The 14,131-nt window shown below is 65.7% G+C and carries 11 protein-coding genes; 6 read left to right on the top strand and 5 right to left on the bottom strand.

Translation table 11 applies throughout. The features are described 5' to 3' along the window. The first annotated feature begins 25 nt into the window (after window positions 1–25). Genes JFN93_RS07095 through JFN93_RS07120 form a run of 6 tightly spaced genes read left to right on the top strand, consistent with a single transcriptional unit; the run spans window position 26 to window position 5,667 of the window. Window positions 26–1,018, top strand: coding sequence for an NADH-quinone oxidoreductase subunit B family protein (locus tag JFN93_RS07095; protein ID WP_199383314.1), 993 nt, complete (start codon window positions 26–28; stop codon window positions 1,016–1,018). Then, on the top strand, window positions 1,015–2,499 hold the full coding sequence (locus JFN93_RS07100) for a Ni/Fe hydrogenase subunit alpha (protein ID WP_199383315.1): 1,485 nt from the start codon (window positions 1,015–1,017) through the stop codon (window positions 2,497–2,499). The genes JFN93_RS07095 and JFN93_RS07100 overlap by 4 nt, the downstream gene beginning before the upstream one ends. Next, a complete protein-coding gene (locus tag JFN93_RS07105) occupies window positions 2,496–3,032 on the top strand; it encodes a hydrogenase maturation protease (RefSeq protein ID WP_199383316.1) in 537 nt (178 codons plus the stop codon). The genes JFN93_RS07100 and JFN93_RS07105 overlap by 4 nt, the downstream gene beginning before the upstream one ends. After that, on the top strand, window positions 3,029–4,984 hold the full coding sequence (locus tag JFN93_RS07110) for a CoB--CoM heterodisulfide reductase iron-sulfur subunit A family protein (RefSeq protein ID WP_199383317.1): 1,956 nt from the start codon (window positions 3,029–3,031) through the stop codon (window positions 4,982–4,984). Before JFN93_RS07105 ends, JFN93_RS07110 begins: the two co-directional genes overlap by 4 nt. Continuing rightward, entirely contained in the window at window positions 4,981–5,436 is a 456-nt protein-coding gene (locus JFN93_RS07115; RefSeq protein WP_199383318.1) for a hydrogenase iron-sulfur subunit, read from the top strand. The genes JFN93_RS07110 and JFN93_RS07115 overlap by 4 nt, the downstream gene beginning before the upstream one ends. Before the next feature lie 9 nt (window positions 5,437–5,445). Then, complete coding sequence (locus JFN93_RS07120; RefSeq protein ID WP_199383319.1) at window positions 5,446–5,667, top strand: sulfurtransferase TusA family protein; 222 nt, start codon at window positions 5,446–5,448, stop codon at window positions 5,665–5,667. 22 nt (window positions 5,668–5,689) lie between these two features. Here the strand turns inward: JFN93_RS07120 and JFN93_RS07125 are convergent, their stop codons facing one another. From JFN93_RS07125 to JFN93_RS07145, 5 genes are all read right to left on the bottom strand, one after another. Continuing rightward, window positions 5,690–6,394, bottom strand: a complete 705-nt coding sequence (locus JFN93_RS07125; RefSeq protein WP_199383320.1) for a response regulator — start codon at window positions 6,392–6,394, stop codon at window positions 5,690–5,692. A gap of 163 nt (window positions 6,395–6,557) precedes the next feature. After that, window positions 6,558–8,087, bottom strand: coding sequence for a DUF4118 domain-containing protein (locus tag JFN93_RS07130; protein WP_199383321.1), 1,530 nt, complete (start codon window positions 8,085–8,087; stop codon window positions 6,558–6,560). 221 nt (window positions 8,088–8,308) lie between these two features. Then, a complete protein-coding gene (locus JFN93_RS07135; protein WP_199383322.1) occupies window positions 8,309–10,297 on the bottom strand; it encodes an APC family permease in 1,989 nt (662 codons plus the stop codon). 365 nt (window positions 10,298–10,662) lie between these two features. Continuing rightward, window positions 10,663–11,355: a response regulator gene (locus tag JFN93_RS07140; protein ID WP_199383323.1), complete on the bottom strand. Its 693-nt coding sequence runs from the start codon at window positions 11,353–11,355 to the stop codon at window positions 10,663–10,665. Window positions 11,356–11,435: 80 nt separating this feature from the next. After that, on the bottom strand, window positions 11,436–14,093 hold the full coding sequence (locus JFN93_RS07145) for a sensor histidine kinase (RefSeq protein WP_199383324.1): 2,658 nt from the start codon (window positions 14,091–14,093) through the stop codon (window positions 11,436–11,438). Window positions 14,094–14,131 lie beyond the last annotated feature (38 nt).

A 14,131-nucleotide genomic window follows, 5' to 3' on the forward strand; every position in this document is an offset into this window, starting at 1 on the left:
CGCAAGGACAGGCGTACGAGGGCGTATGGCCGAAAAACCCAAGCTGGCGATATACTGGGCCGCCTCCTGCGGTGGCTGTGAAATCGCGTTTGTAAATCTGCACGAGCGATTCCTCGACGCCGCCGCGGCGTTCGATCTCGTTTTCTGCCCCTGCCTCCTCGACACCAAACGGCGGGAGGTCGAGGCGCTCCCCGACGGAAGTATCGCGGTCACCCTCTTCAACGGTGCCATCCGGACCGAGGAAAATGCGGAAATGGCGCGGCTGCTCCGCAAGAAGTCCCGCCTTTTGATCGCCTTCGGCTCCTGCGCCCACGAAGGATGCATTCCCGGGCTCGCGAACCTCTCCGGCACCGACCAACTTTTGCGCACCGTCTTTTTGGACAATCCCACTCTCGACAATCCCCAAGCGATCCTCCCCGCGGCCATCAGCCCGGTTCCCGAGGGAGAGCTGACTCTCCCGCCGCTTTTGGATCGGGTCCGCACCCTCGCCCAGGTGGCCCGGGTCGACTACGCCGTCCCCGGCTGCCCTCCCGAACCGGAGCGGATCTGGGAGGTGGTGGAGACCCTGGCCCGCGGCGGCGAGCTTCCCCCGCCCGGGTCGGTAATCGGGGCCGGCACCCTGTCGGTCTGCGACGATTGCGCCCGCAAGAAGGGAGACAAGCGGGTGGAACGGATCTACCGCACCTTCGAGAAGTGCCCCGAGCCGGAAACCTGCCTTCTGGAGCAGGGCTTTATCTGCATGGGAATCGCCACCCGCAGCGGCTGCGGCGCCCCCTGCCCCGACGCCAACATGCCCTGCACCGGCTGCTACGGCCCCCCGGAAGGGGTCGCCGACCAGGGAGCCGCGATGGCGTCGGCGCTCGGATCGATCCTCGACCCCGGAGACTGCCGTGGCTTGAACGAGGAGGAGATCGCCCAGCGCGTGGCGTCGCTTGTCGATGCCCTCCCCGACTACGCCGGGACCTTTTACAAGTACAGCCTGGCCGGCTCCATCCTGGGCGGGAGGGTGCGCCGATGAACCGCATCTCGATCGATCCCATCACCCGGCTGGAAGGGCACGGCAAGATCGACATCTTCCTGGACGAGGCGGGCGACGTCGCCAACACCTACTTCCAGGTCCCGGAACTCCGGGGTTTCGAGCAGTTCTGCGTGGGACGCCTGGCCGAGGAGATGCCGGTAATCACCAACCGGATCTGCGGCGTCTGTCCTGAGGCGCATCACATGGCGGCAACCAAGGCGCTCGACGCCCTGTTCGGGGTGGAACCGCCGCAGGCGGCGCACAAGGTGCGCGAGCTTCTCTACAGCGCCTTCTTCGTCACCGACCACACCACCCATTTCTATGCCTTAGGGGGGCCGGACTTCATCATCGGCCCGGACGCCCCGCCCGCGGAGCGAAACCTCCTCGGGGTGATCCGCAAGGTCGGGCCGGAGATCGGGCGCCAGGTGATCGACTGCCGGGCCCGCAACCACCACGTGATCAAGACCGTGGGGGGGCGCGCCATCCATCCGGTGGCCGGGCTTCCCGGGGGATGGAGCCGCCCGATCACCAAGGCGGAACGGGACGAGATCGCCGCCATCGCGGAAAAAAACGTCCAGTTCGCCCGGTTCACGCTCAAGCTCTTCGACGACCTGGTCCTTAAAAACCCGCAACACCTCGACCTCATCACCTCCGAGGCCTATACCCACCGCACCTATTACCTGGGGGTGGTGGACCCCGCCAACCGGGTGAACTTCTACGACGGAAAAGTCCGCGTGGTCGCCCCGGACGGCGCGGAACTCATGCAGTACCACCCGAGCGACTACGCCGCGGAGATCGCGGAGCGGGTCGAGCCGTGGAGCTATCTGAAGTACCCGTACCTCAAGCGGGTCGGCTGGAACGGTTTCACCGACGGAGCGGAGAGCGGGGTCTATGCCGCCTCTCCCCTTGCGCGCCTGAACGTCTCGGACGGCATGGCGACGCCGCTCGCCCAGGAGGAGTTCGAACGTTTCTTCGAGACGCTGGGAAGCACCCGGGTGGACGGCCGGTACACGCCGGTGCACTTCCGCCTGGCGACCCACTGGGCCCGGCTGGTGGAGCTTCTCTATGCCGCGGAGCGGATGCGCGAGCTGGCCCTGGATCCGGAGATCGTCTCGCCCAAGCTGCGGGCCGAGCCGGGTCCGGTCACCGGGCGCGGCATCGGCTGCGTGGAGGCGCCGCGCGGCACCCTCACCCACCACTACGAGGCCGATGCGCGCGGTGTGCTCACCCGGGTCAACATGATCGTCGGCACCACCAACAACTACGCCGCCATGACCATGTCGGTGCGCCGGGCCGCCGAGTCCCTCATCAGCAAGGGAAGGGTCGAGGAAGGGATCCTGAACCGGATCGAGATGGCCTTTCGCCTCTACGATCCCTGTCTCTCCTGCGCCACCCACGCCGCGGTCGGGAAGATGCCGCTCACCCTCCGGATCCGCAGCGCGTCCGGCGCGGTGATCCGCACCATCGTGAGGCAAGGATGAAAACGGTCGTGGTGGGACTGGGGAATCCGATCCTGACCGACGACGGGGTCGGCCCGGCGGTGGCCCGCCTGCTCCGGAGCCTCCCCGCAGCGGCCGAAATCCACGTGACCGAAGCGTACGCGGGGGGATTGCGGCTGATGGAGGCAATGGCCGGCTTCGACCGCGCGGTGATCGTCGACGCCATGCAGACCGGGGGAAGGCCCGGGACGGTGCGGCGGATCAACCCGGAGGAGCTCTCCGGGACCCGGAACCTCCTCTGCACCCACGATGCGGATCTCCCCACCGCACTGGCGCTGGCCCGCAGTCTCGGCCTTGCGGTCCCCGATCTCGTGGAGGTGGTCGGCATCGAGGCGGAAGAGGTCGAGGCATTCGGCGAGGAGCTGACCGAAAAGGTCCGCGCGGCGCTGCCGCTTGCCGTGCAGACGGTCCTGGAACTGGTAATTCCCTTCTCGCAAGCGGGAACGCAGGGCTGCGACGGACCGGGCATGCCGGCCGAAGCTTCAGCGAAGGTGGGTGAGGGGTCTAAGCGATGAAAACCGGCGTCTATTTCTGTAACTGCGGGAGCAACATCGCGGAAAAGGTCGATCCCGAACGGCTCCGGGAGGCGCTGGAGCGCTCCGGGGCGGAGATGGCGTGGTTCAGGACCCATCCCTTTCTCTGTTCCGAGGAAGGGAAACAGTTCCTGGAGCAGGAGCTGCGCGAGGAGATGCCGGACCGGGTCGTCCTCGCCGCCTGTTCGCCGCGCGAACACGAAGGGACCTTCCGCCGCGTCCTGGCCGAGGCGGGGATGAATCCGTACCTGATGCAGATGGTCAACCTGCGCGAGCAGATCGCCTGGGTCACCGCCGATCCGGAACAAGCGGTCGCCAAGGCGGCTGCCGCGGTTAACGGTGCCCTCAGGCGGGTGGCGCTCCACGAACCGCTGGAAAAAAGCGAGCTCGAGGCCGCGCCGGAGGTCCTGGTGGTCGGAGCCGGACCGGCCGGGCTCAAGGCGGCGCTCACCCTCGCCGATGCGGGTAGACGGGTGACCCTGGTGGAAAAGAGCCCGGTGATCGGCGGACTGCCGGTGCGCTACGAGGAGCTCTTCCCCAACCTGGAGTGCGGCCCGTGCCTGCTGGAACCGGTCATGGGAGAGCTTTTGCACGGAGACAAGGCCGAGCTGGTGGAGATCCTGACCCTGTCCGAGGTGAGCGAGGTGGCCGGCTCGTTCGGCAACTTCCTGGTCAAGATCCGCCGGCGCCCGCGCTACGTCGACCCGGTGCAGTGCATCGGGTGCGGCGAATGCGCCGCGGCCTGTCCGGCGACGCTCCCCAACCCTTACAACGGCGGGATGGATGAGCGCAATGCGATCGATTTCGCCTTCACCGGCGGGCTCCCCAGCGTCCCCTATCTCGATCCGTCCGCCTGCACCCGCTTCACGGCAGGGTCCGACTGCGAGGCCTGCCGGGCCGCCTGCCCGATGGGACCGGAGCTGGTCGTTTTCGAGGAGCAGGAAGAGATCGTGGAGCGGCGGGTGGGAGCGGTGGTCCTGGCGACCGGGGCGACCCTGTACGACTGTTCCGGGTTCCCGAATCTCGGCTACGGCAGCTGCCCGGACGTAAAGGACGCCTTGGAGTTCGAGCGGCTCATCGCCTCCACCGGCCCGACCGGCGGCGAGGTACTCACCTCGGCAGGGAAAGCGCCGGCTTCGGTTGCCATCGTGCACTGCGTCGGCTCCCTGGACGACGCCCACCGTCCCTACTGCTCCGGGATCTGCTGCAGCTACGCGTTCAAGTTCAACAAGATCCTGCAGGAAAGACTCCCGGAGGCCAAGATCCATCACCTCTACCGGCAGCTGGTCGCGCCGGGCAAGGAGGAGTTCCGCCTGCAAAACAGCGCCCGGGAGTACGCCGGGGCGCAGTTTCACCGCTACGACCGCCTCGCCGAGCTTGAGGTCGTGGTCGATGGCGGGCAGAAGCTCCGTCTTGCCGGCGGGGAACTGGTCGATGCCGAACTGGTCGTGCTCTGCCCGGCGCTGGTGCCCAATCCCGATGCGGAAAAGCTCGCGGCACTTTTGGACCTGCCGCTGGACGGCTTCGGCTTCTTCGAGGAGCTCAACGGCCGGATCGACGCGACGCGCAGCAAGCTGCGCGGGGTCTACCTCGCCGGCACCTGCCAGGGGCCGACCGACATCCGCGGGGCCGCCACCCAGGGGGCCGGCGCCTGCGGCGCCCTTCTTTCCGAGCTGGTCGAAGGACGCACCATCGAGCTCGATCCCTGCATCGCATCGGTCGATGCCGAGCGCTGCGCCGGTTGCCGGGTCTGCGCGCGGGTCTGCCCGTTCCGCGCGATCGGGTTCGACGCGGAACAGGGGACCTCGGAGGTGAACCCGGTGCTCTGCCGGGGGTGCGGGACCTGCGTTGCCGCCTGCCCGATGAAGGCGATCCGCGGGAACCATTTCACCGACGCGATGATCGAGGCCGAACTGGAAGGGGTGCTGGCATGAAAAACGTCGAGGTGGCCATCGAACAGGGGGGCGCTGCGGCGGCAGAAACCTTCCAGCCGCGCATCGTCGGCTTTCTCTGCACCTGGTGCTCCTACGCCGGGGCCGATCAGGCGGGGAGCTGCCAGCTCGAGTATCCCGCAAACGTCAGCATCGTCCGGGTCATGTGCACCGGCCGGATCGACCCGGAGTTCGTGCTCAAGGCGTTTCGCGCCGGGGCCGACGGGGTGCTCGTCCTCGCCTGCCATCCGGGGGACTGTCACTACAAGGAAGGGAACCTGCGGGCGGCGCAGCGCCACGCCGTGCTGGTGCGGCTTTTGGAGCAGATGGGGATCGAGCGGGAAAGGTGCCGGTTCGACTACGTCTCGGCCGGCGAAGGGGAAAAGTACGCGCAGGTGATCAGCGAAGTCGTGTCGAGTGTCGCGGCGCTCGGCCCGTTATCCATCAACAGCTAGGAGGAAAAGGTGGCCCTACATCAACTCGACGCACGGGGGCTGAAATGTCCGCAGCCCACATTGAAGGTAACCATACTGGCGGTGAAGATGCAGCCGTCCGACATCCTCGAAGTCGTGGCGGACTGCCCGACCTTCGAAAAAGACGTGCGCGACTGGTGCGCCCGCACCAGGAAGACCCTGCTCTGGATCAAACCGGAAGGTACCGCCAAGCGCTGCCAGATCCAGTTCTAAAGCGGGCTGCGTCGGTTGCCTCTTATTCCTCATCTTTGAGACGGTACCCCACCCCCGGCTCGGTGACGATCCAGCGCGGCCGCGACGGGTCGGGCTCGACCTTGCGCCGCAGGTTGCTGATGTTCACCCGGAGCACGTGGGGCTGCTCGACGTAGGCAGTCCCCCAGATCTGCTTCAGGATCTGGCTGTGGGTGAGCACCTTACCCGCGTGGGACGCCAGCAGCCGCAAGAGGTCATACTCGGTCGGGGTGAGCTGCACCTCCACGCCATCGACGGTGACCCGGCGCCGGGGCAGGTCGACGCAAAGCGCGCCGATCTGAAGCACCGGATCGGGGACCTGCTGCAGCGAGCGGCGCAGGGCCACCTTGATCCGGGCCATCAACTCCCCGATACCGAACGGTTTGGTGAGGTAGTCGTCGGCACCGGCGTCCAAAGCCCGCACCTTCTCGTCTTCCCTTTCGCGCACCGAAATCACGATGATCGGGACCTGGGACCACTCCCGGATGCGGCGGATCACCTCGACACCGTCCAAATCCGGCAGCCCCAGGTCGAGAAGGACCACATCCGGGCGCAGCGACACCGCCGCGGCAAGCGCCGCGTGGCCGTTCTCCGCCTGGTGCACGGCATATTCGCCGTTATCAAGCGCGGTCTTCAAAAAGCGCTGGATCGCCGTCTCGTCGTCCACCACCAGAATCTTCGGAAGGCTCCCCCCCGCTTCACCTGTCATCCGCTCTCCCCCTACGCCAATTCCCTGTTGGCATCCCGTTATCGCCTGTTCCCTCTGTGGGAGCGTCTTTCCAGGCGCGATCCGCCGAAGGCGGTGACTCTATACCAGAGAAACCCCGTCCTCACTCCCCCCCAGGTTGCCAACCGCGACCGCCGTACCTACGCTACGCCTCCCGCACCGGCAGGGATACGCTCACCTCCAGCCCCCCTGCAGCGCCGTTTCGCGCCCGGATCTCCCCGCCGTGCGCCTCGACGATCCCTTTGCAAATGGATAGCCCCAGCCCCGTCCCTCCCGCACCTTCCGGCACCGGTATCCGGTAGAACTTGTCGAAGATCCGCCCCAGGTCCGCCTCGGGAACGCCCGGCCCGCAATCGGAAACGGTGATCACCAGCGAACCGCCGGCACGCTCCGCGGCAATGGCAACCGGACACCCCTCGGGGGAGTGCTTGAAGGCATTGTCCAAAAGGTTCACCAGGACCTGGATCATGAGTACCAGGTCCATCGGCACGAGCGGCAGATCGACCGGGACCCGAACGTCGACCTGGCGCCCGGCGGTCTGCTTCTCCACCGCGGCCAGCGCGCAGCCGACCAGGTCCTGCACGTCGCAGGGCTCGAGGTTCAACGCCACCCCGCCGGACTCCAGCCGGGTCATGTCAAGCAGGTTTCCCACGAAGCGGTTCAGACGGTCCGCCTCGCCGCGCGCGGTCTCCAGAAGTTCCCGCCGCGCCCCCTCGCCCAGACGCTCCCCCTCTTCCAATACGGTGGTGAGCACGCCGGTGATGGTGGCGAGCGGGGTGCGCAGGTCGTGGGAGACCGAATTCAGGAGCGCCCGCTCCAGGCTCTCCCGCGCCTTGTGGATCTGGGCCTGCTGCGCCTCGCGGGAAAGCCGGATCCGTTCCAGGGCCTGGGCCACCTGCGTGGCATAGGAATCGAGGAGCCGGTTCATCTCCTCGGGCTCCCGTTCGGCATCGGCGACCTCGATGGCGAGAACGCCAAGCGTGGCGGCAAGCGCCTTGAGCGGGATGAAGACCAGCCGCGACGAAGAGAAGGATTCGGTGCCGCGGCCGGCGGTGCGGCGGCTGCGGAAACACCAGAGGGCGACGTCGAAATCGGCGGTACCCAGGGGAAGATCGCGACTGGAGGCAGCCACCTCGAGCCGCTCCTCGACCGGAAGGAATACCGCGACCCGCGCCGCAAGGGTCGCCTCGGCGTTTTTCACCAGGGCCGCGGTCAGCGCGGGGCGGTCCACGGCGGCGGCCAGCTCGCGGGTGAGGTTGTAGAGGCTTGCGGTTCGGAGTTCGCGCAGCCGGAGCGCCTCGGCGCGCTCCTGGAGCTGGGCCACCAGGGTACTGATCACCACCCCGACGACGAAGAGGGCGAAAAAGGTGATCAGGAATTCCTTGTCGGCGATGGTGAAGGAGAAACGCGGGGGAACGAAGAAGAAATCGAAGTCGACGACGCTGAAGAGAGCGGCGACCACCGCGGGGCGGCGCCCCAGGCGCACCGCGACGAGCACCACGGCCAACAGGTACGGCATCACCATGTTGACCGGCGAGAGGTACGGGCGGGCCAGCTCGCACAGACCGGTAGCGGCGGCAACGGTGGCCAGCGCGCCGAAGTACCCGGCGAGTCCGCCGACCGCAGGACGCGCGGCGAGGCCCGGGGAAAGGTAGGCTCTGGGGTTATCGCTCATCGCCCCACTTTATTCAATTCCCGGCTCCAGCACAAGACGTTTCGCCAGTAGCAGGGAGTTAGGGGCCCAGGGGATGCCTCCCCGTACTTCGGAGGGAGCAGATGCCGTCGGCACTTAAGGAGCCATCCCTGTGGGAGCGCCATTCCTGGCGCGATCCGCAGAGGCATTCGCGCCAGAAATGGCGCTCCCACAATAGGTCGGTGCCGGCTTCCCCACGCAGATCAGGCGCTGATCCGGATCGGGAGGATGACGGTGGTGAGCCCGTCCCACTGCAGGCGGCGCTGGATCGAGAAGGCGGTCTCGTTATGCAGCATGCGGTGGTAGAACTTCTCCAGCCGGAAGGTGAGCTGTCCGGTGAAGACCGTGGAGCGCGGGAATTCTTCGCCCAGTTCCTTGCACACCTCGATCACACTCTCGACGACGTCCGTCGCCACCTCCAGCCGGTAGTCCGCCGCAAAACCGAGCCGCTGGGCGAGATCCACGTACTTCTCCAGGTCGGCACGGGCCGAGGCTTCCAGCGCCTCCATCTCTTCCGCCCCCTTGAAGGACCCGGAATCGATGACCGCCACCGACACGAAGATGATGTTCTTGTAGGTCTTGGGGAAGGTGGTGACGATGGAGAGGAGCGTGTGCACCCCGAAGCCGCTGTAGCCGGAAACGAGCTGAATCGCAGTGGGTTCGGTCTTGGCGGGAGCATGGGTGTTCACCGGGCCGGAGGTCGGAAAATCGAGGAGCGCCTCGTCGAGCTGTTTCATCCCCTTGCGCACCGAAAGGTAGTGTCCCTTGATCACGTAGCAGCAACCGATGACGATCGAGGTGATCAAAAGGGTGAGCCACCCCCCCTCGGTGAACTTCTCGATCGTGGTGATGACGAGGATGGTGGCACAGAGCGCCAAGCCGACCAGGTGCACCGAAAGGTGGCGGATCCACTGGGGATCTTCCTTGCGGCGCTGGATGTAGAGCCGCGACATCCCGAGCTGCGACAGCGAGAAGGTCAAAAAGACGTTGATGGAGTACATGACGACCAGGGCGGAGACGCTTCCCTTGGTGTAGAGCAAAAGGGCGATGGAGGCCGCCCCCATGAGTACGATGCCGTTGCGCATGGTGAGTCGGACCGAGAGGGCCGCAAAGCGGTGCGGGAACCAGGAGTCGACCGCCATGTTGGACATGACGCGGGGACCGTCGACGAAACCGGTCTGGGCGGCAACCAAAAGGAGTGCCCCCTCGGAGAAGATGGTGATGAAGGCGATCGCGCTGCCGAAGGGCCAGTGGGAAAAGAGCCCGTCGGCGAGGACGGCGTTGAGCGTTTTGCCTTCCACCGGCTTGATGCCGACCAGCGAGTAGCAAAGGAAGAGCACCCCGGCGGTGAAGGCAAGCGACGTGGCCATGTAGACCATGGTCCTTTTCCCGGTCTGCACCCGGGGCTCCCTCATGATCTGGAGACCGTTGGAGACCGCCTCGATCCCGGTATAGGTACCGCCCCCGAGGGAGTAGGCACGCAGGAAGAGGAGCATGATCCCGACGATCCCGATACTCGAGATGTCATGAGTTATTCCCTGGTGAAAATCCTGGGCCATCGGCGCCAATTTGTCGGTATGGGTGAAGATCCCGTCCAGGAGCATGACCACGTGGGAGACGACGAAGACCATGAAGATCGGCGCCATCACCGAGATCGATTCCTTTACCCCGCGGATATTGAGTACGATGAGGAGCACCGCCAGCAGGCAGGCGACAGTGACCTTCCAGACGTGGAACTGGTTCGGGACGTAGCTGAAGAGCGCGTCCACGCAGGAGGCGATGGAAACGGTTATGGTGAGGACGTAGTCGACGAGCAGCGCGCTGCCGGAAACAACACCCGCCTTTTCCCCCAGCATGTGGGTCGCCACGATGTAGCCGCCGCCACCGTGCGGGAAGTGCTCGATGATGCGGGAGTAGGCGTAGGAAATGATGAAAACGGTGATCGCGGTAAAAAGGCCGAGGAGGATGGCGAGGTAGGTGTGACTGCCGAGGGCGCGGTAGGCCTCTTCGGGACCGTATGCGGAGGAGGAAAGTCCGTCGGCGCCCAGGCCGACCCAGGCGAGGATGGGGATCAGGGACATCTTGTGGAACAGGTGGGGATCCTTGAGATACTTCGGAGCTCCGAATACCATGCGGATGATGCGTTTGAACCATCCCCCGTTGGCCCCGTTGGCGGTAGCAGTCGTGTCCATGCCCTCTCCTTCACAGCTTCTTGATTCAGGTGCAGCGGAGCGCCCCTGGCGCACGCATCCCTTGATGATCGCATGGTAGCGCCATTCGTCTCAAACCGGGATCAAGATGGGGGGGAAAGGTGTCAAGAAAGTATCAAGAAGCGGGGGTCGGAGGTCGGAGGTCGGAGGTCGGAGGTCGGGGAAACCTCCTACGCAGCCGAAGTGCCAGCCAACTGCAAATCGGGAGCCCATCCCTGTGGGAGCGCCTTTCCAGGCGCGATCCGCCGAAGGCGGTAACGGTGGTCGCGATTAATCGCGCCCGGAAGGGCGCTCCCACCAGGTTAGCGCTCGAGGGGGAAGATCCATTTCATCCTGGTCCCTGCCGTTCAATCGCACTTCAGTCGGTATCCAATGCCCAGTTCGGTGATGAGATACCTCGGGCGGGAGGGGTCGGGCTCTATCTTCTGGCGCAGGTTCCGGACCGTCACCCGGAGCACGTTTTGGTCGCCGTAGCTGCCGCCCCAGACCTGCTTCATGATCTGCCCGTGGGTCAGCACCCGTCCGGCGTGCGCAGCCAGAAGCCGCAACAGTTCATACTCGGTAGGGGTCAGCTGGACCTCGGCACCGGAAAGAGTTACCCGGCGCCGCGGCAGATCGATCTCCAACTCCTCGCACCGCACCACCGGTTCGGGCCCCGGCTGCAGCGAGCGGCGCAGCGCGACCCGCATCCGGGCCTGGAGTTCGCCGACACTGAACGGCTTGATCAGGTAGTCGTCGGCACCGGCGTCGAGAGCGCCGACCTTGTCGTCCTCGCTGTCGCGCACCGAAAGGACGATGATCGGGACCTGGGACCACTCGCGCACCCGGCGGATCACCTCGACCCCGTCCAAATCGGGAAGCCCGAGGTCGAGCAGGACGATGTCGGGACGGACCGCGGCCGCCGCGGCGAGCGCCGAATGCCCGTTTTCCGCTTCGTAAAGCGAAAATTCCTCGTTTTGCAGGGCAACCCGGAGAAAGCGCAGGATTGCCACCTCGTCATCGACCATCAGGACCCGCGGTTTCGTGCTGTCGGTTTTCATGTCAAGGTTGCCTTTCCTTTTCAATTTACGAGTCACCGCTACCGAATAACTCCTCTCCCTTCGGGAGAGGGAGTTTTCCGTCACCGCACCGGCAGCGTCACCACTACCTGCAGTCCGCCGCCGGAGCGGTTTTCCGCGGCGATGGTCCCGCCGTGGGCCTCCACGATCCCCTTGCATATGGAAAGCCCCAAGCCGGTTCCACCGGCGCCTTCGGGTACCGGCACCCGGTAGAACTTGTCGAAGATGTGGGGGAGTTCCCCTTCCGGTACGCCGGGGCCACGGTCGGAGACCGCGAGGGTCAGCCGCTCCCGCACCAGGGTCGCGGCAAGCTCGACCGGGTTTTCCCGCGGCGAGTACTTCAGCGCGTTGTCGAGCAAATTTACCAGAACCTGGGTCATCAAGACCATATCCATGTTCACCAGCGGCAGCCCCTCGTCGATCCGCAACTCCACTTTGCGCTTCCCAAGCTGCGGCTCCACCGCGGCAATGGCACAGCCGACCAGGTCCTCCACGTCGCAGGGAACCTCCTTCAGCTTGAGGGCTCCCGACTCCAAACGGGTCATATCGAGCAGGTTCCCCACGAAGCGGTTCAGCCGCCCCGCCGCCTCCCACGCCGCATCGAGCAGGTCTTCACGCGCTTCCTCGAGAAGCGGATTCAGCTTGTCCCGGAGCGCTCCGAGCGCTCCGGTTATGGAAACAAGCGGGGTGCGCAGGTCGTGGGAAATGGAATTCAAAAGGGCGCGTTCCAGGGTCTCGCGGGCCTGGAGGATCTGTGCCTGCTCGGCCTGCTTGCCGAACTGGACCCGTTCGATGGCCAGCGCCACCTGGGTGGCAAACGCCTCCAACAGCCGTCGGCTGAGTGCCGAGCTGTACTCCAACTCGTCCCGGAGCTTCACCCCCACCACCCCCAGGACGTCGCCCGAGGTCTGCAGCGGCAGGTAGAGAAGCTCGGCCGAAATGAGGGTATCGGTGCCGCGTCCCGCCGGCGAGTGGTTGCGAAAGGCCCAGTCGGCGACCGCCAGTTCCTTGATGGAAAGCGCCATTCCGGTGCTGGCGGCGCGTTCCTCCAGCCGTTCTCCGTCCGGCAACAGCACCATCACGTTGGCCCCCAGGCTCTCCTCCACGTTTTTCACCAGCTCCGCGAGGATCGCTTCCAGGTCGGAGGAAACGGCAAGGCCGCGGCTCAAATGATAGAGGCTTGCCGTCTGGAGCTCGCGTTCCCGGATCGAGTCGGCCCGCTCGCGGGATTGCGAAACCAGCGTGCTGATCACTACCCCTACCATGAACAGCCCGGCGAAGGTGATGAAATACTGCGTGTCGGACACGGCAAAGGTGAAGCGCGGCGGCACGAAGAAAAAGTCGAAGGCAAGCACGCTTAAGAAGGCCGTGAGCATCGACTCGCGTCGCCCCAGCCGGACCGCCGCCAGGACTACCGCCAGCAGGTACACCATGACCAGGTTGGTCGGGGCGAGATGCTGGTGCGCCGGCTCGCAGACGATCGACGCCGCGAGCACCAGGGCGATGCTTTTGAGGTACCCGGACCAGGGCATCGGTCGCTTCTGCCGCGCCATTTTCGGCGCCGCGCCTTCGGCGGTGATGCTCACCACGTGAACGTCGATCGACCCGGAGAGGCGGATCACCTGGTCGACCAGCGGCTGGCGCAGAAATTCCCGCCAGCGCGACTTGGTCGGTTTCCCGACCACGATTTTGGTGACGTTGTTTTTGACGGCGTAATCGATGAGGGCCTGGGCGACGGAAACCCCGGTCAGGCTGGAGATCTGGGCCCCGAGGCTCTCCGCCAGGCGGAGGTCCTTCCAGACCCGGGCCCGGTTTTCGCGCACGTGCTTTCCCCCGCCCGGCGTCTCGACGTAGACGGTGTGCCAGGGCGCCTTGATCTCGTCGGCCAGCCGCCGCGTGGTGCGGATCAGGCGCTCGGAAAACGGGCTACCGCTGACGCAGACCAAAAGCCGGTCGGCGACCGGCCAGGGGCCGGCGATGGAGCGGGATTCCATATACGCCCGCATCTGGTCGTCGACGCGGGCGGCGGCCCTACGCAGCGAAAGCTCGCGCAGGGCCATGAGGTTGCCGGGCTTGAAGAACTTCTCGGTGGCCCGCGCCGCCTTCTCGGGAATGTAGACCTTTCCCTCGCGCAGCCGCTGCAGCAGGTCTTCCGGGGGGATGTCCACCAGCCGGATCTCGATGGCCCGGTCCAGGAGCGAATCCGGAACCGTCTCGCGGACGATGACGCCGGTGATCTGGGCCACGATGTCGTTGAGGCTCTCGAAGTGCTGGATGTTGACGGTGGTGTAGACGTCGATCCCGGTGGAAAGAAGTTCTTCCACGTCCTGCCAGCGCTTTTCATGCCGGGAGCCGGGGGCGTTGGTGTGGGCCAGTTCGTCCACGAGGACGATCTGAGGCTTGCGTTTAAGAACCGCATCGATGTCCATCTCGGGAAGGATGACCCCGAGGTACTCGATCTGCGCCTTGGGGACGCTCTCCAGCCCCTGGAGCAGGAGATCGGTCTCGCTGCGGCCGTGGGACTCGACGTAGCCCACCACCACGTCGCGGCCGTCGCGCAGCCGCTGCTGCGCCGCCTCCAGCATGGCATAGGTCTTCCCCACTCCGGCGGCGTAGCCGAGGAATATCTTGAGCTTGCCGCTCGCTTCCTGGGCCTCCTCGGCCTGGCAGACCTTGAGCAGGGTCTCGGGTGATGGGCGTGCTTCTTCGTCGCTGCGCATTATGGCACCTTTTACTCCCCCCTTTAACAAAGGGGGGC

The organism is Geomesophilobacter sediminis (assembly GCF_016458275.1).
GTDB lineage: Bacteria > Desulfobacterota > Desulfuromonadia > Geobacterales > Geobacteraceae > Geomesophilobacter > Geomesophilobacter sediminis.